The organism is Pontibacter pudoricolor (assembly GCF_010092985.1).
GTDB classification, from domain to species: domain Bacteria; phylum Bacteroidota; class Bacteroidia; order Cytophagales; family Hymenobacteraceae; genus Pontibacter; species Pontibacter pudoricolor.
The window spans coordinates 1,133,251-1,149,702 of the sequence record NZ_CP048106.1 but is presented as its reverse complement, the minus strand read 5'-3'; the positions used below and the strand labels follow the sequence as shown (position 1 = coordinate 1,149,702).

Annotated in this window: 14 protein-coding genes; 13 read left to right on the top strand and 1 reads right to left on the bottom strand. The window is 37.7% G+C overall.

Going from position 1 to position 16,452, the window contains the following annotated elements; genetic code table 11:
* Nucleotides 1-81: 81 nt before the first annotated feature.
* On the bottom strand, nucleotides 82-756 hold the full coding sequence (locus tag GSQ66_RS05000; RefSeq protein ID WP_238395815.1) for an HD domain-containing protein: 675 nt from the start codon (nucleotides 754-756) through the stop codon (nucleotides 82-84).
* A 106-nt stretch (nucleotides 757-862) separates the two neighbouring features.
* Here GSQ66_RS05000 and GSQ66_RS04995 point away from each other — a divergent pair, with 106 nt between their 5' ends.
* The 13 genes from GSQ66_RS04995 to GSQ66_RS04935 all read left to right on the top strand — a co-directional run bounded on the left by GSQ66_RS04995 (nucleotide 863) and on the right by GSQ66_RS04935 (nucleotide 16,425).
* Nucleotides 863-1,750: a DUF481 domain-containing protein gene (locus tag GSQ66_RS04995; protein WP_162426454.1), complete on the top strand. Its 888-nt coding sequence runs from the start codon at nucleotides 863-865 to the stop codon at nucleotides 1,748-1,750.
* Between the two features lie 134 nt (nucleotides 1,751-1,884).
* On the top strand, nucleotides 1,885-2,664 hold the full coding sequence (locus GSQ66_RS04990) for a polysaccharide biosynthesis/export family protein (RefSeq protein ID WP_162426453.1): 780 nt from the start codon (nucleotides 1,885-1,887) through the stop codon (nucleotides 2,662-2,664).
* Nucleotides 2,665-2,691: 27 nt separating this feature from the next.
* On the top strand, nucleotides 2,692-5,067 hold the full coding sequence (locus GSQ66_RS04985) for a GumC family protein (RefSeq protein WP_162426452.1): 2,376 nt from the start codon (nucleotides 2,692-2,694) through the stop codon (nucleotides 5,065-5,067).
* Nucleotides 5,068-5,178: 111 nt separating this feature from the next.
* Nucleotides 5,179-6,138 (top strand): GDP-L-fucose synthase, encoded by a 960-nt coding sequence (fcl, locus tag GSQ66_RS04980; protein ID WP_162426451.1) that lies wholly within the window; start codon nucleotides 5,179-5,181, stop codon nucleotides 6,136-6,138.
* Nucleotides 6,139-6,216: 78 nt separating this feature from the next.
* On the top strand, nucleotides 6,217-7,329 hold the full coding sequence (gene gmd / locus GSQ66_RS04975) for a GDP-mannose 4,6-dehydratase (RefSeq protein ID WP_162426450.1): 1,113 nt from the start codon (nucleotides 6,217-6,219) through the stop codon (nucleotides 7,327-7,329).
* Nucleotides 7,330-7,454: 125 nt separating this feature from the next.
* On the top strand, nucleotides 7,455-8,318 hold the full coding sequence (locus GSQ66_RS04970; protein ID WP_162426449.1) for an ABC transporter permease: 864 nt from the start codon (nucleotides 7,455-7,457) through the stop codon (nucleotides 8,316-8,318).
* A gap of 204 nt (nucleotides 8,319-8,522) precedes the next feature.
* Nucleotides 8,523-9,803, top strand: coding sequence for an ABC transporter ATP-binding protein (locus GSQ66_RS04965; protein WP_162426448.1), 1,281 nt, complete (start codon nucleotides 8,523-8,525; stop codon nucleotides 9,801-9,803).
* Nucleotides 9,804-9,876: 73 nt separating this feature from the next.
* The gene (locus tag GSQ66_RS04960) at nucleotides 9,877-11,649 is read left to right on the top strand and encodes an FkbM family methyltransferase (protein WP_162426447.1); all 1,773 of its coding nucleotides are present in this window, start codon (nucleotides 9,877-9,879) and stop codon (nucleotides 11,647-11,649) included.
* On the top strand, nucleotides 11,646-12,902 hold the full coding sequence (locus GSQ66_RS04955) for a glycosyltransferase (protein ID WP_162426446.1): 1,257 nt from the start codon (nucleotides 11,646-11,648) through the stop codon (nucleotides 12,900-12,902). The genes GSQ66_RS04960 and GSQ66_RS04955 overlap by 4 nt, the downstream gene beginning before the upstream one ends.
* Complete coding sequence (locus GSQ66_RS04950) at nucleotides 12,899-13,708, top strand: glycosyltransferase family 2 protein (protein ID WP_162426445.1); 810 nt, start codon at nucleotides 12,899-12,901, stop codon at nucleotides 13,706-13,708. Before GSQ66_RS04955 ends, GSQ66_RS04950 begins: the two co-directional genes overlap by 4 nt.
* Complete coding sequence (locus GSQ66_RS04945; protein ID WP_162426444.1) at nucleotides 13,698-14,534, top strand: glycosyltransferase family 2 protein; 837 nt, start codon at nucleotides 13,698-13,700, stop codon at nucleotides 14,532-14,534. The genes GSQ66_RS04950 and GSQ66_RS04945 overlap by 11 nt, the downstream gene beginning before the upstream one ends.
* The gene (locus tag GSQ66_RS04940; protein WP_162426443.1) at nucleotides 14,531-15,238 is read left to right on the top strand and encodes a class I SAM-dependent methyltransferase; all 708 of its coding nucleotides are present in this window, start codon (nucleotides 14,531-14,533) and stop codon (nucleotides 15,236-15,238) included. Before GSQ66_RS04945 ends, GSQ66_RS04940 begins: the two co-directional genes overlap by 4 nt.
* A gap of 44 nt (nucleotides 15,239-15,282) precedes the next feature.
* On the top strand, nucleotides 15,283-16,425 hold the full coding sequence (locus GSQ66_RS04935) for an acyltransferase family protein (RefSeq protein ID WP_162426442.1): 1,143 nt from the start codon (nucleotides 15,283-15,285) through the stop codon (nucleotides 16,423-16,425).
* Nucleotides 16,426-16,452 lie beyond the last annotated feature (27 nt).

The window sequence follows — 16,452 nt, the reverse complement described above, 5'->3', positions numbered from 1 at the left end:
TTTTAAAGTAGATTATGTGGTTATTATGGTATACTATAACGCAATGATTAAAAGCATAATAGCGGTGCTTGTTTATAGACTTTATTTAAGGCCACTCCATTCTGCAAAGAATTGCTCCAGGTAAGTTTCCATATAAGCGTGCCTTTGCAATGCCATTCTTTTAGCGGTTTGGGTGTGCATACGGTCTTTCAACAGTAAAAGCTTTTCGTAAAAATGATTTATAGTTGGGGCAGTGCTGTTTTTATAAGCTTCAAAGTTGTCGTGCATTTCAGGGGAGATTTCCGGGTTGTACATCTCTCGGTTCTTGTGGCCACCATAAGCAAAAGTACGTGCTATGCCAATCGCGCCAATGGCATCCAGACGATCAGCATCCTGCACTATACGCCCTTCTATAGTATGCATCGCTGAGGTTGTGCCCGCTCCTTTAAAAGATAACTCTTTGATTATAGTTGTGATATGATTAATAGTTTCATCTTTTACTTGTAGCTGTTTCAGCCATTCAGCTGCAAGTCTTGGACCAACAGTTTCGTCTCCGTTATGGAATTTATGGTCTCCGATGTCGTGTAAAAGCGCTGCTAGTTCAACTATAAAAAGTTCGGCATTTTCAGTGGCAGCTATCGTTTTAGCATTGTTCCAAACCCGTAGTATGTGCCACCAGTCATGGCCCGAACCTTCTCCTGAAAGCAACTCCTGAACATGTGCCGCTGTTTTGTCTATTATTTCCTGTTGTGTGTGCATCGATTTAGTGTTTCCCAAAACTGCTGATTTATAGTTTAACCCACAAGTGCTAAACTATAGTTGTGTATCTGTTTTTAGGGAGATAGGTTTTGGTGATTTCTGAAATATGCAGAAGACTTGAAACATGTTTACAAGTAGCCCGCTTTCAATCGTATTACATTTAGCAAGTCTTATAGTTCAGAAACCCGGCAGTACTACCAATCTCTTTTTAGCTGTTTTCTTCTTATCTATCATAAATGTAACAGAAGTAAGTGCGCAGATACTCAATATCGAACGTGCCCGTATTGACCGCGATTCTGGTAACTATATAACCGGTAAGGCCGGCTTCAATTTCTCGATGTTTAACCGCAATGCCGGTAAAAATAACCCGAACAATTTCCTGCAGTTAACTTTTAATGGCGATGTGGCTTATATTTCGGCCAAACACAGCTATTTGCTCCTTAACTATTATAATTACCTGTTAGTAAACTATGACAACAAAGAGCAGCGTAATACGGTTGCGAGTAACGGGTATGCCCATCTCCGGGTAAATCTGCACCGGCGAAGGCGTTTGTCTTATGAGCTATTTGCCCAGGCACAATCTGACCGGGCACGCGGCCTTGAAGTAAGAGGTCTGGCAGGAGCAGGACTGCGATTTGCTTTACTCCGGCGAGAAAACACTAATTTATTTATTGGGTCAGGCCTGATGCATGAATATGAAAAGTGGGAATCACCGGAAGAGGGTGAAGGAATCTTAACATCCAACTTGCCTAAGCTGACAAATTATATCAGCAACAAATCGTTAATAAACAGTCATGTCTCAACCGAAGCTATAGTTTATTACCAGACCGGGTACGATGGTAAAATAGGTGCTTTTAGAAACAGGGTGAGTGGAGATGCCAATTTACTTTTTAAACTAAACAATACGCTCTCGTTCAGAACCGGCTTTAACTGTACCTTTGAGAATAAACCTATAGTTCCTGTTACTCGCTTCGTATACGCAATCACAAATGGGATACAGGTTAATTTTTAATACTGCCAATATATTTAAATATGAATAGCATAATTAAAGGAGATTTTTTAGTAATTTCACAGACTATAATTTAACCTGATATATTGTGTTAAATGCATTTCTGTACCAAAACCATTAGTGTATAAGCACTTATAATGCGAAACACCCTAACTATAGTTTATACGTTGCTCTGCCTTCTGCTGGCCGCTTCCTGCGTGCCACAGAAAAAGCTGGTCTTGTTGCAGGATAAGCCTGATAAAGCCGATCAGGCAAATGCAGATGCTCTTTTAAAAACATTCGACCTGCAACGCCCGGTTTATACCTTAAAGCCAGGCGATGTACTCTCTTTGAAAGTGCAGACAACTACGCCGGCTGAGTATAATTTCTTAGGGCAGGCTACCACCGCCACAACCAGCTCCGATCCGGTTTTGGAAGGCTACACCATAGATGCAGAAGGCAATATACTTATCCCGACCGTTGGCAAAGTTAACTTACAGGGCTTAACACTAGCTGAAGCCCGTCTTAAAGTTACAGAGGCCTTAAAACCATACTTAACCGATCCTACTGTTAACATGCGCTTCCTTACTTTCCGATTCTCTGTGATCGGAGAAGTAGGGGCACAAGGTCAGTTTACAACTTACCAGGATGACATAAACCTGATGGAAGCAATTGCCAACGCCGGAGGCTTTTCTCCTTATGCTAATCGGGGAAACATTAAACTTATCCGTTACGAAGCTGGTCAGGCAAAACTATACACGTTCAGTTTGCTGGATGATAACACGATTGCCCAGGCAAATTTCTATCTTCAGCCAAATGACATGATTGTAGTAGACCCTTTGCCGGCTAGAAATATCAGAGAAAACCTTATTGCAAATGTTAGCTTAACCTTATCGTTAATTGCAACGATCAGTTTACTTTTGTCCAGATTTTTATAATACCCATTTTTAGGTTAAAGACTCATTTTGGAAAATAAGCCTCTTAGACAGACTAATACCTTTGATATCCAGAACCTGTTACTCAAGGTTCTTAGAAACTGGTATTGGGTTTTAGCTTCTCTACTGATTGCACTTGCAGCTGCATTTTTTGTAAACCGTTATACTATTCCGGCCTTTGAGGTAAGTTCGTCGGTTATGATCATCAAACCGGTAGAGCAGGGTGCGTCGGCATCGGCTCTGCTGTATGGCGAAGAACCATTTCAAGGGTCCAGGGGGTTAACCAACGAGTCTGTTTTAATTAAGACAAAATCGCTTGTAGCGCAAACACTACAAAAGCTCGATTTCCAGGTAAGTTACTATCAGCAGGGGAACGTAAAGCTTACAGAGGTATATAAGTCACTGTCACCATTCATCGTTAATTTTGATTCAGCAGCTATAAACACGCCTTACGGAGTATTAATTAAAGTAACTCCAACAAGCAACAAAACTTATACCCTTAGCTCTGAAAACCTATACTGGAATGGGTTATTTGTTAGCAAGGAATTTAAGTCTGGGAAATCCTACAACATTAGTGACTTTAGATTTACAATTTCTTTTAAGCACGGAGAAGTAGATACACCCAATGAATTATTGTTCAGGATTTCACGCCCTGAAGATCTGGCCAGTTCCTATGCTGGTCGGTTAGATGTTTCCTCCATGCCTGGCGGAGCATCAGCATTGGTTCTGAAAATAGGGGGCAATACGCCAGAAAAAGAGAAAGAATTCCTGAATGCGCATATGGAAACATATAAGCAGAATAACCTGGATATTAAAAACTCAAATGCTATCAATACCTTAGGTTTTATAGATGATCAGCTTCAGCAGATAAGTGATTCGCTTTACTTTATAGAGAGCAGGTTGGAGGAATTTAAACGAGGTAATTCAAGACTTGATATCAGTAGCGAAGGGAATAAGTTCGCCCAACAGGTACAATCGTTGGAAGAACAAAAAGCGTCTCTGCTTTTAAACCAAAAGTATTATGATTACTTAAAGGTTTACCTGAGAAAAGGCAAAGCACTGGATCAACTGGTAATACCTTCTAACCTTGGAATTCAGGATCCTGTCTTAAATGGTTTAATTGGAAACTTAGTTACTTTGCAAGGTGAGGTTGAGACGATAAGTCAGCAGGATCTCAACGCAAACCCTATCGTAACAAACGAGCTTAAAATCAAACGGCAGCAGGTTGCTGAGCTGAGCAGTAATATACTTGAAAACCTACGTAACATTGAAGCAGCAAATTCCATTGCGATCAATGAACTTAATAAAAGGATCAATGTAGCATCCGCTCAACTTCAACGTTTGCCGGCTGCCGAAAGGAAACTGATCAATATCCAGCGTTTATACAGTCTAAGCGAAAATCTGTATGTTTTCCTGATGGAAAAACGAACAGAAGCAGGTATAGCCAAAGCTGCAAATACCTCTGATGTTACCATTCTTAGCGAAGCACATGTTTCCGCGCAAACTGCTCCTAATACATCTAAAAATTATATCACTGCCTTGCTACTCGGGTTAGCCCTACCTGTAGGCCTGATCTTCTTAAAAGATTACTTTAATAACAGAGTTGCCAGCCAGGAAGATATTCTGAAATATACAGCCTTGCCCATATTAGGAATAGTTGGTCATAACAGAAAGGAGAGTAGCACACTCATCGATCAAAATCCCAAATCTGCGCTGGCGGAAGCTTTCAGAACAGTACGGTCTAATCTACGGTTCATGGTGAATCAGGATACGCATGGAGGAAAGCTTATCGTTGTCACTTCGTCTGTAAGTGGTGAAGGAAAAACGTTCTCTGCTAAGAATCTGGCATACATATTTGCGATATCTGGTGAACGAACACTTTTGATTAATGCAGATATGCGAAAGCCTAATAACAATACCGATTTTGGCGTTCTAAGTAGCTTAGGGCTTAGTAATTACCTGGCAGGCTATGCTACTATGGAAGATGTCATTCATCAGACATTGCAAGAGAATTTGTTTATCCTACCTTCCGGTGATATTCCGCCCAATCCTTCTGAATTGCTATTGAACAGGCGGATGGATGAACTGGTTAAATTGCTACGTAACTCTTATGACTATATTATTCTGGATACACCACCCGTTGGTATATTATCAGATGGTCTTGAGCTGATGCAAATTGCTGATGCGAATATCTTTATGGTACGTCAGGACTATACGCTGAAGTCTTTCCTGAATAATATACAGCAGCAGTTTGAAAGCGGTAAAATTCGGAACACCGCCATACTCTTTAACGATGTGGATTACCGTAAATTAAACTATGGGTATGGGTATGGCTACGGGTATGGTTACGGATATTATTCTGATGATATGGAAAATCAGCCCTGGTGGAAGAAGTTTAAGTTTTAGTATCTCAAATTAGTTGTACCCAAAATGTACGGTTATCGTAAGGGAGGTCAAACTGAATTTTAATTTCTTTAAATTAATTAGGCCTTATAAAGGTCGATTTTCACCCTTACTATGGAAAAGAATGCCAAAATATATGTAGCGGGACACCGGGGTATGGTCGGTTCTGCTATTTGCCGCAAGCTCAAAGAAAACGGTTATCAAAATCTGATTACCCGTACTTCATCAGAACTCGACCTTCGAAATCAACAGGCTGTTTTTGATTTCTTTGCTGAAGAAAAGCCTGATTATGTTTTCCTTGCAGCTGCTAAAGTAGGTGGTATACAAGCTAACAATACGTACCGTGCTGATTTCCTGTATGACAACCTGATGATCGAGGCAAACATCATACATGCAGCTTATTCGAATAAGGTTACAAAACTGATGTTTCTAGGCTCTTCCTGCATCTATCCAAAAATGGCCCCACAACCCTTAAAGGAAGAATATCTGCTGACTGGTACGCTGGAGCAGACCAATGAGCCCTATGCTATTGCCAAAATTGCCGGCATAAAACTATGTGAAGCCTATCGCGACCAATATGGCTGTAACTTTATTAGTGTAATGCCTACCAACCTTTATGGCTACAACGATAACTATGATCTGAACAATTCGCATGTTCTGCCAGCACTGATTCGTAAGTTTCATGAAGCAAAAGTGAATGGATCATCTGAAGTTATAGTTTGGGGTACCGGTAGCCCAATGCGTGAATTCCTGTTCGCTGATGACCTGGCTGAAGCCTGTCTCTACCTGATGGAAAACTATAATGAGCGCGAATTGGTAAATATTGGTACCGGCGAAGATATTTCTATTAAGGACCTGGCCTTACTTGTAAAGGAAGTTACTGGTTTTGAAGGAGAGCTCGTTTTTGATACAAGCAAACCGGATGGAACCCCTCGTAAATTAATGGATGTTAGTAAGTTACATAACACAGGGTTTAAGCATAAGATCGGGTTACGTGAGGGAATAGGTCTGGCTTATGAAGACTTTCAGAAAAAGTTTGTCAGCCAAAATATTTCAGAGATTCAGAAAGTATAAATAATTAGCAACCTTTCCGTAACGTATAAGTATAGAGCAACTGGAATATACTTATCTCTATTTACATAATCGAATATAATGAAGACAGCCCTTATAACCGGCGTTACCGGACAAGACGGTGCGTATCTAGCCGAACTGTTATTAAGCAAAGGATATAAAGTACATGGTTTAAAGCGTCGTAGCTCCCTTTTTAATACCGATCGTATCGATCACCTGTACCAGGATCCGCATGAGAAAAATATTAATTTTAAGCTACATTACGGCGACCTTACGGACTCTACTAACATCATCCGTATTATCCAGGAAACACAGCCGGACGAAATTTATAACCTGGCGGCAATGAGCCATGTGAAGGTAAGCTTTGATACGCCGGAGTATACTGCAAATGCAGATGGAATAGGTACATTGCGTATTTTAGAAGCGATTCGAATCCTTGGCCTTACTGAGAAAACACGCATCTACCAGGCATCTACTTCTGAGTTGTATGGTTTGGTGCAGGCAGTGCCACAGTCAGAAACAACGCCATTTTATCCGCGCTCACCTTATGCGGTAGCAAAGCTTTATGCGTATTGGATCACGGTGAACTATAGAGAGGCCTACAACATGTTTGCCTGCAACGGTATTTTGTTTAACCACGAGTCTCCGCTGCGCGGTGAGACTTTCGTGACACGTAAAATAACACGGGCTGCAGCACGAATTGCACTTGGCTTACAGGATAGTTTATACCTGGGTAATATGGATGCCAAACGTGACTGGGGTCATGCCAAAGATTATGTAGAAGCCATGTGGCGCATACTGCAGCAGGATACACCGGAAGACTTTGTTATCGCTACCGGCGTAACAACCACTGTTCGTGATTTCGTGAAGATGTCATTTGCTGAAGTAGGTATTGATATTGAATTCAGGGGAGAAGGTGTGGATGAAAAAGGCTATATCGCTGCCTGCAACAACCCGAACTACCAGCTTGAAATAGGCAAAGAAGTAGTTTGCGTGGATCCTAACTACTTCCGTCCAACTGAAGTGGAGTTACTGATTGGTGACCCTACCAAATCTAAGACAAAGCTAGGCTGGGAGCCAAAATACGATCTGGAAGCATTGGTAAAAGATATGATGCAGTCTGACCTGGAGTTATTCAAGCGTGATACCTACCTGATGGAAGGTGGCCACCGGGTTCTTAATTACCATGAATAGTAATTAAGTGTATTTATAATGTTAGTCTTTTAATTAAGGACTTGTATCTTTATAAGGCAAAACTGGTGCAATTTTTATTTCACTAGTTTTGCCTTATCTTTTTAGTTCTAAATTAACCTGTTTAAATGGGCACCCAAGTTAGTGAAGAAGAAAAATGGGATCTGGTAATTGAACCAAAACATAATTGGTTTGACCTAAATCTTAAAGAGATCTGGAAGTATCGGGATCTGCTTTGGTTGTGGGTGAGAAGAGAATATGTAGGAGCATATAAGCAAACAATTTTAGGGCCTTTTTGGCATTTCATATCCCCTATATTCGGTACTCTAACTTACATGTTAGTATTTGGTAAGATAGCTAATTTGTCCACAGATGGTGTGCCAATGTTCTTATTTTACAATGCAGGGCTTGCCATCTGGAATTTTTTTAACGGGTGCTATGGCAGTACTTCTAGTGCCTTTCAAAGGTATGCAGGTATCTTTGGGAAAGTCTATTTCCCCAGGCTCATTATGCCGATGGCGAGTATTATATCCAGTCTTATAAAATTTGGTATTCAATTTTCTTTTTTCCTGGTAGTTTATGCTTATATAATTGTTGTACAGGGGTATGAGCCATCTTTAGGGTGGGGGCTATTATATATTCCAGTCTCTCTTTTTCTTATGGCTGGAATCGGATTTGGGTTTGGTATCATAGTTTCCGCCATTACCACCAAATATCGGGATCTTAACTTATTGATGGGTTTTGTGATGACATTATTAATGTATGCAACTCCTATTATATATTCTTTTACTTCTGTAGACCATGAACTTAAAAAATATTTGGCGGTGAATCCTTTAGTAGCTCCTACCGAAGCATTTAAGTTTGCCCTGTTCGGCGTTGGAGATTTTTCTATTCTTTCTTTAACTTATAGTTTTAGCTGGATGATAGGACTACTTTTGATAGGTATTGTTCTATTTAACAAGACTGAAAAAAATTTCATGGATACTGTTTAGTAACTCATTATTATTTCATCATTTAGCTAGTATAGGGTTTACAGTTTTATATTAGGAAATGTGCCATTGTTGGTGTTCTCACCAACAATCCTACTAGCCAGCTTCTTGTGCTTGCTGGTGAATGCACTCATCAAAGGGGATGAGTTACAGATTTCTAAAACCCTATACAACTTCTATTTATAGTTAGAATATTTTGTCAATTAAATGAGTAATTCGGTTATTAAAGTAGAGAACCTAAGTAAACAATATCGTTTAGGAGAGGTTGGAACTGGTTCGTTAAGGGATGACTTCAAGAGATGGCGTTATCGTTTCATGGGTAAGGAGGATCCTTTTTTGATGGTTGGGGAGGTGAATGATAGAACAAAGACTTCCTTTATGGACTATGTATGGGCACTTAGAGACATTAACTTTGAAGTTGAAAAAGGAGATGTTCTAGGTATCATAGGAAAAAATGGTGCTGGAAAATCAACTTTATTAAAAATTTTGTCCCGTACTACTGGTCCTACTATCGGTTCATTAAAAATGAAAGGCCGGGTAGCAAGCTTACTGGAAGTAGGTACAGGCTTTCATGGTGAACTTTCAGGTAGGGAAAATATTTTCCTGAATGGTGCCATAATGGGTATGAGTAAGGGTGAAATAAAAAGTAAGTTTGATGAGATTATAGAGTTTGCTGGTGTCGAAAAGTATATTGATACACCTGTGAAACGTTATAGTAGCGGCATGTACGTGCGTTTAGCTTTTGGTGTGGCTGCTCATTTAGAGCCTGATATTCTAATTGTGGATGAGGTGCTTGCTGTTGGTGATGTAGAATTTCAAAAGAAAGCTATTACTAAAATTCAGGATGTAAGTAAATCGGATGGGAAGACAGTATTGTTTGTTAGCCACAATATGTCTTCCATCAGAAGTTTGTGTAATAAAGGTTTATTGCTTAACAATGGTACAATCGCATTTTCAGGTAGCAGTGAAGATGCTGTGAATAAATATATACAGCTAAATTCTACTGTTACCAATACTAATCTAGCACAACGTACCGATAGAGTTGGAACTGGTGAGTTGAAATTTACAGGAGTTAAACTGCTTAACAGTAGTGGAATTGAAACTGATATTTTTACTCAAGGGGAAGATATTATGGTAGAGCTAGAGTACATAATAACTGATAAAGAATATAATTTTTCAAATTGCCATTTTTCTATAAATTTATTTGATTCTCAGGAAAATCATTTATTCTGTCATCAATCATTTCTGGAAGGTTTATCGCTTTCAGATAAGATTTTATTGACAAAGCAAAAGGTCAGATTTCTGTTAAAGAATTCTCCTTTCAAAGTTGGTGAGTACAAAATATCTTGTGATATGGTGAATAAAGGAGCTTTTATTGATTCACTAGATAATATTATAACGTTTACAATTATCGCTGGGAATGTATACGACTATATACGTCCAATTTCTGCTGGCATGATAGCTGTTGATGGGAAATGGTTAATTTAACTATTAGTAAAGTAAACTTCAGCCCCAAGAGTATAGAACAGTGAAACAAATAGACTTTTAGGTCTACATCCTAATGAATAACTTTTCGACTCCCATACTTTTTATAATATTTAAACGTCCTGATACAACTGCACAGGTTTTCAGGCAAATACGAGCTGTTAAACCCTCTAAACTTTTTGTTGCAGCGGATGGTCCGAGAGTAGACAAAGAAGGGGAGGCAGTCCTTTGTGAAAAGACCAGACAGGTAGTGTTAGATAATATAGATTGGGATTGCGAGGTTCATACACTTTTAAGAGATGATAATCTTGGCTGTGGGCTTGGCCCATCATCTGCGATATCATGGTTTTTTGATCATGTAGAAGAAGGAATTATTTTAGAGGATGACTGTTTGCCTTCTCTTTCCTTTTTCAGCTATGCTGCCTACTGCTTAGATAAGTATCGGAATAACCTTAAAATCATGCATATCGGTGGTAATAATTTTCTTGGTAGAAAGTGGGGGGACGCATCTTATTTTTATTCAGCTTACAATCATGTATGGGGATGGGCAACCTGGCGAAGATCCTGGGAATTATATAATTACAATTTACAAGCTTTAGATGAAAGTAAATTACGATCGGCATTAGGTAATTATTTCCCATGGAGCATAAGAAATTCCTGGTTTAACTACTATAAATCTTTGTTAGAGAGAAAAATAAATGACAGAGAAAACAGGTGGGATTTCTGGGACTATCAATGGACATTCTGCATCTGGCTGAACCAAGGACTATGTGTTTATCCAAATGTGAATCTGGTTTCTAATATTGGTTTTGGACCAGGGGCAACTCACACCCTCGATATAACTAATAAGTTTAATAGTTTGGCTAGCCAAGAGCTAGAGGCTATTTCATCTCCACATAATATTAAAAGGAATAAGGAAGCAGATATCCTTACAAGCCAGGTTGTATTCAAATTTAAGATGAAAAAGTTGTCTCAGAAGTATACAAGTGATATTGTATCTCTTTCACAAAAATCTAAAAATAGAATTAGAAAATTAATTCCTGATTATTTAAAGAAAGCAGCTAAGCAAGTACTGCGATTGGATAGTACATCTCATATTAACATTAAAAACCCGGAGCAAATTGAGATTGAAAGGATAAAATCAATTCCAAGATATATACCTGAAAGCACGAATCTGATCAAAGGAAACTTTAGGTTTGTAGATAGTGCTTCCTTTATCTTTATGTACGATGAGATATTTAAGAAGCAGATATATGACTTTAGAACCACACAGGAACGTCCATACATAATTGATTGCGGAGCCAATGTTGGGCTAAGCATAGTTTATTTTAAAGATCAGTACCCGAATGCTGAAATTGTTGCTTTCGAGCCAGATCCAAAAGTTTTTGGTGTTCTTGAATCTAATGTAGGAAAATTATCTGATGTAAAGCTGGTTAACAGAGCATTATGGAATACAGAAACCACAATGTCCTTCTTTGCAGAAGGCGCTGATGGGGGAAGCTTTAACTCTGTTTCTGATAATGTTGAAAGGATTGAGGTTCTTACTGATAGACTGAGATCCTATTTAGACAAAAAAGTTGATTTTCTTAAAATTGATATTGAGGGAGCTGAGTTAACGGTATTAGAAGATAGCGAAGACAAGTTACACTTGGTTCAGAATATGTTTATTGAGTATCACTCATTTGTTGAAAAAGAGCAAGAGCTGGCTAAGGTACTAGGTATTTTAGAACGCAACCAGTTCAGATATCATATCAATAGCCCGGGTTTAACTTCCGGTCGGCCTTTTGTAAAGCGCAATACATATAATGGGATGGATATGCAGTTGAATATTTATGGCTTTAAGCAATGAAGGTGCTACATGTCTCTACCTATAGGACTGGTGGAGCTGGTATAGCCGCTTACCGGTTACACAAGGGGTTACAAGCTTTAGGTGTAGCGTCTGTGTTTTTGTATTTAGACAACGAGACAGCTAATATTACCAGAAAGCCGAAGCCACCTGCACCACCACCTCCTTCTTTGTATAAAAGAGTAAAATCAAAAATTTTACTCCATTTGTTTTCAACAGTAAATAACGTTAGTAAACCATTAAAGGAAGACAAAATAGAAGGTGACTACGAAGCATTTACTTCGCCATTAACAGATTATGATATTACTTTACATCCAGCATACCAGGATGCTGATATAATCAATCTGCATTGGGTATCTGACTTTTTAGACTTTTCCAGTTTCTTCTTTAAAAACACAAAACCTGTTGTCTGGACCCTGCACGATCTGAACCCTGTAAAGGGAGGTTTCCATTATAGTGGAGATGCAGCATGTAATAAACAGTTAAATGAGTTAGACGCCAGATTTTTGAAGATAAAGTATGAAGCCCTATTACCTTTTCAGGATTTACATGTAGTTGCCTTATCCAAGTGGTTGTTTAATATCTCTAGTCAAAGTTCTACTCTTAAAAAGTTTAACCACACTTTAATACCTAATGGTATTGATACGGAGGTCTTTATGCCATTAGACCGGGCTTTCTCTAGGAAAGTTCTGGGGCTTCCTGCTGATAAGGAAATAATTTTATTTGTTAGTGAGAAGTTAAGCGTTTTAAGAAAAGGTTTTGATTTATTGCTTGAAGTTATCGATAAATTTGAGGGACAGGATAATGTATTGTTCTGCGCTGTAGGTATAAGTAAGCAGGTGGCTCAAAAAAACATTTTTTATTTAGATGCTATCCGGGATGAGCGCTTAATGGCTGTGGCATATGCTGCGTGTGATGTTTTTGTTATACCAAGTCGTGAAGACAATCTTCCTAATGTGATGATGGAGTCTTTAGCCTGTGGTACACCTGTGGTGGCAACTCCCGTTGGTGGTATACCGGATGTCGTCATAGATAATTTTAACGGAGTTCTGGCTAAAGATATTTCTGCTGACGCTTTATATGATGCTCTTATAACTTTTTTTGATAAGAAAGATTCGTTTGATTCAGAGCAGATCCGGAAGGATTTCGTAGCAAAGTATACTGTTCAACATCAGGCGGCTGCCTATAAGGCTTTATACCAGCAGATGTTAACTCGTAAAAGATTCAATGAACAAACTGAAAGTATAAGCAAATGAAAATAAGTATACTTACTATTTGTTATAATGCTGAGGCATACATTGAACGTGCCATTCAATCGGTGTTGCAGCAGAATTATGATGACTGGGAACATATCATAGTTGACGGTGGGAGTTCCGATGGCACAGTTGCTGTACTTAAAAAATATCAGCATTTAAAATGGATATCTGAGCCCGACAAAGGACAATCAGATGCCATGAATAAAGCCTTTGCATTATCTGGTGGAGATGTTATCGGGTATTTGAATTCTGATGATTATTACAATTTGGGTGTTTTCTCCGAAGTAAGTAAATTTTTTGAGAGCCCAGAGCAACCAGATATTGTTGTGGGGAAGCTCAAAATACTCATGAAAGATCGTGTCATCTATCGTGAGCCTATAAAAGACTATAGATTTGTATCTCACTTCTGGTTACACAGGTTTCCAGCCAATCCGGTCAGTTATTTTTACAAAAGAGAAATACAAACTGAGGTAGGTGATTTTCCTGTAGAAAACCATAATACCATGGATTTCTGGTTCTTGTTAAGAGCTTTCAGGAACAGACGAATTTATAAATCTGATAAGGAGTTTGGAGTATTTGACTTACATGAAGATACAAAAACATTTCAGGGGCTATCAACAAACAGATTAAACGATAATCTTTTATCCGATTATTTCGAATTCGCCTATACATTATCGCTCACGGATAAAATAAAATTCCTGTATCCTTGGTACAAGCATACATACGGACCTGTTTTGCTAGAGCATTATAATAGGTATAGATCGAAGTTTAGATTAATACAAAGTAAGTGGTCAAATGGTAGGTAAGGTCTTTGTATCTGTTATCATTCCTTGTTATAATTCCGGTGAGTTCTTACCCGATGCCATTACTAGTGTGTATCAGCGATCAACTGAATATACCTATGATATTATCATTGTGGATGATGGCTCTACTGATAAGAATACTTTAAACTTACTTGAAGATTTAAAGAAACAGAACATAACTGTAATACACCAGGAGAACAAAGGACCAGCAGCAGCCCGAAATACAGGTGTAAGAGCTTCAGAAGCTAAATACCTTCTTTTTTTAGATAGTGATAATAAAATAAGGCCTACCTATATCAGCAAAGCGGTAGGGGTAATGGAAAGTGACCCGGAAATTGGCATTGTATATGGTGCACCCAACTTTTTTGGAGACTCAACAGAAGCCCGTTTTACACCTCGCGAATTCAACATCTATACCATACACAAAGGAAATAGTATAGACATGTGTGCTGTTGTGAGAAGGGAAGTGTGGGATAGTGTGGGAGGCTTCGATGAAGAAAGGCTGTTAATAGGGCACGAGGATTGGGATTTTTGGATTATGGCTGGTGCAAAAGGCTGGAAGTTCCACTATATAAAAGAAGTGTTGTTTGATTACAGAATTCGTCAAAACTCGGTTATTGTTAACGCGAATCATGGCGATAAGGTGAAAAAGGTTGTAGACTATTTTCATGTAAAACATAAAGACTTACTTTTATATAATTATGAACAGCTGTATAGAAAAAAGCTCTTTTATGAGGAGGAGCATAAAAACCCCTGGAGGCTTTTTATTAAATATTTATACAGAACTTATTTTATGAAACTACTATCTCCTTTTTTGAAAGCGAAATGATGAAGACATTACTAAAAAAAATACCTCTGATCAAAAAGTTTACAGATGCAAAGACTGAACTAGTTAAGCAGAATTATTTACTGAGGTTGAAGAGAGAGCAATTAGAAAACGAAAACTCTTTATTAAGAAAAGAACTCAAAATCAGTAAAACTAAATGTCAGGTTTTATCCTCAGATTCTATCAAATTAGTGGTAGGTAGTGGAGGCATACAGATTGATGGCTGGATTCTTACTGATATAGATACATTGGATGTATCTAATTATGAAGACTGGAAAAGGTATTTTAGAGAAGGATCGGTTGATACTGTTTTCTCAGAACATGTTTGGGAGCACCTTGATGTTGAACAAACTGATAAAGCTAATTTGAATATATATAAATACCTGAAAGAAGGTGGGAGACTTCGGATTGCAGTACCAGACGGATTACATCCTAAACCATCTTATATTGACTATGTAAAACCAGGTGGGAATGGCCCTGGAGCTGATGATCATAAAATTTTATATACTTATAAGTCTATGACTGAAAGCTTAACTAAAGCAGGTTTTACTGTAGACCTTCTGGAGTACTGGGATGAAGCTGGAAATTTTAATTTCAATTCTTACGATGAGAACTATGGTAAAGTAATGAGATCAAGTAAGCATGACAAAAGTAATGTTGGTGGGAAGCTGGAGTATACTTCCTTGATTGTTGATGCTATTAAGTGAAAACATAAGTAAGTAATTGATTTATTTTTTCTGAAGAATCAAATATGAAATCAAGGCATCAAAATAATTTTGATTTTCTAAGGCTACTATTTGCTTTATTTGTTATAATAACTCATTCTTATACATTGACTGGTATCCACTATAATGATGGTCTATATCAATTAACGAATAATCAAATTACATTTTCAAGAGTAGGCCTGTATGGTTTCTTTACGATTAGTGGTTATTTAATTTTGCAAAGTCTAAATAATAGTAATACTATTAGCGAATATTATATAAAAAGGGTTTTAAGAATTTTCCCTGGGTTATTAGTAGTACTTTTAGTTACTTCAATTTGCTTTTCTGTTTTGTCTCACAGGTATAGTATTATAGGATATTTTACTCTTACCTCAGAGCCATATACATATGTTCTTACGAATTTTTTACCCTTTGGACCTTTTCAGGGTACAATCTTAGATACAATAGAAAATAATCCATATTCAGCTTATATAAATGGCTCTATATGGACATTACAATATGAATTCCTGTTTTATATAGTTTTAAGTTCATTGTTTTTTATCAAGGAGAAGAAATTATTGATCAAAAGTCTGCTAACAATATCTTTCATTTGTTTATATGTATTAAGATTTCATGAGATCGCTTTTATTTACGATCTAGTATTTTCTCCACTGGGGTTAGAGCGTTCAACATTGGGGTCTGCAAGTCAACAAACAGATTTTGGAATGACTGGATTTAGGCCTTTTGCTGTAATTGATTTCGGTTTGTACTTTAACGCCGGAGCTTTATTATCAGCCTTTAATTTTTCATCAATCAGGTATATGCCTATTGTTGCCAGTTTGGCATCATTGGTTATGATAATCACAATAGCACTGAATACATATATTGAATTTGAAGTGTTTCTATTTCCTATAATTATTTTAACCATTGGCTTAACTAATACGAAATGGATTGGCGGATTAAATAATAAAATAGGAGACTTGTCTTATGGAGTTTATATATATGGCTTTTTAATTCAGCAGGTATTAATGCACTTTTTTTTATTAGATCATTTACTACTGACAATTTTAACAATTCCAATTGCTCTAATTGCTGGCTTTATTTCATGGAATTTAATTGAAAAAAAAGCAATAAACTTGAAAACAACTATATACCAACAAACTCAAGCTCCAACTCCAATACATGCATAGACTACAATTTTTATGATTATCAAGATT

Bases quoted from the DNA above. Each gene is read 5' to 3' on its own strand.
- GSQ66_RS04965 (WP_162426448.1), top strand. From the start codon at position 8,523: ATGAGTAATTCGGTTATTAAAGTAGAGAACCTAAGTAAACAATATCGT.
- GSQ66_RS04950 (WP_162426445.1), top strand. From the start codon at position 12,899: ATGAAAATAAGTATACTTACTATTTGTTATAATGCTGAGGCATACATT.
- GSQ66_RS04945 (WP_162426444.1), top strand. From the start codon at position 13,698: ATGGTAGGTAAGGTCTTTGTATCTGTTATCATTCCTTGTTATAATTCC.
- GSQ66_RS04935 (WP_162426442.1), top strand. From the start codon at position 15,283: ATGAAATCAAGGCATCAAAATAATTTTGATTTTCTAAGGCTACTATTT.
- gmd (WP_162426450.1), top strand. From the start codon at position 6,217: ATGAAGACAGCCCTTATAACCGGCGTTACCGGACAAGACGGTGCGTAT.
- GSQ66_RS04995 (WP_162426454.1), top strand. From the start codon at position 863: ATGTTTACAAGTAGCCCGCTTTCAATCGTATTACATTTAGCAAGTCTT.
- GSQ66_RS04970 (WP_162426449.1), top strand. From the start codon at position 7,455: ATGGGCACCCAAGTTAGTGAAGAAGAAAAATGGGATCTGGTAATTGAA.
- fcl (WP_162426451.1), top strand. From the start codon at position 5,179: ATGGAAAAGAATGCCAAAATATATGTAGCGGGACACCGGGGTATGGTC.
- GSQ66_RS04940 (WP_162426443.1), top strand. From the start codon at position 14,531: ATGATGAAGACATTACTAAAAAAAATACCTCTGATCAAAAAGTTTACA.
- GSQ66_RS04960 (WP_162426447.1), top strand. From the start codon at position 9,877: ATGAATAACTTTTCGACTCCCATACTTTTTATAATATTTAAACGTCCT.
- GSQ66_RS04990 (WP_162426453.1), top strand. From the start codon at position 1,885: ATGCGAAACACCCTAACTATAGTTTATACGTTGCTCTGCCTTCTGCTG.
- GSQ66_RS04955 (WP_162426446.1), top strand. From the start codon at position 11,646: ATGAAGGTGCTACATGTCTCTACCTATAGGACTGGTGGAGCTGGTATA.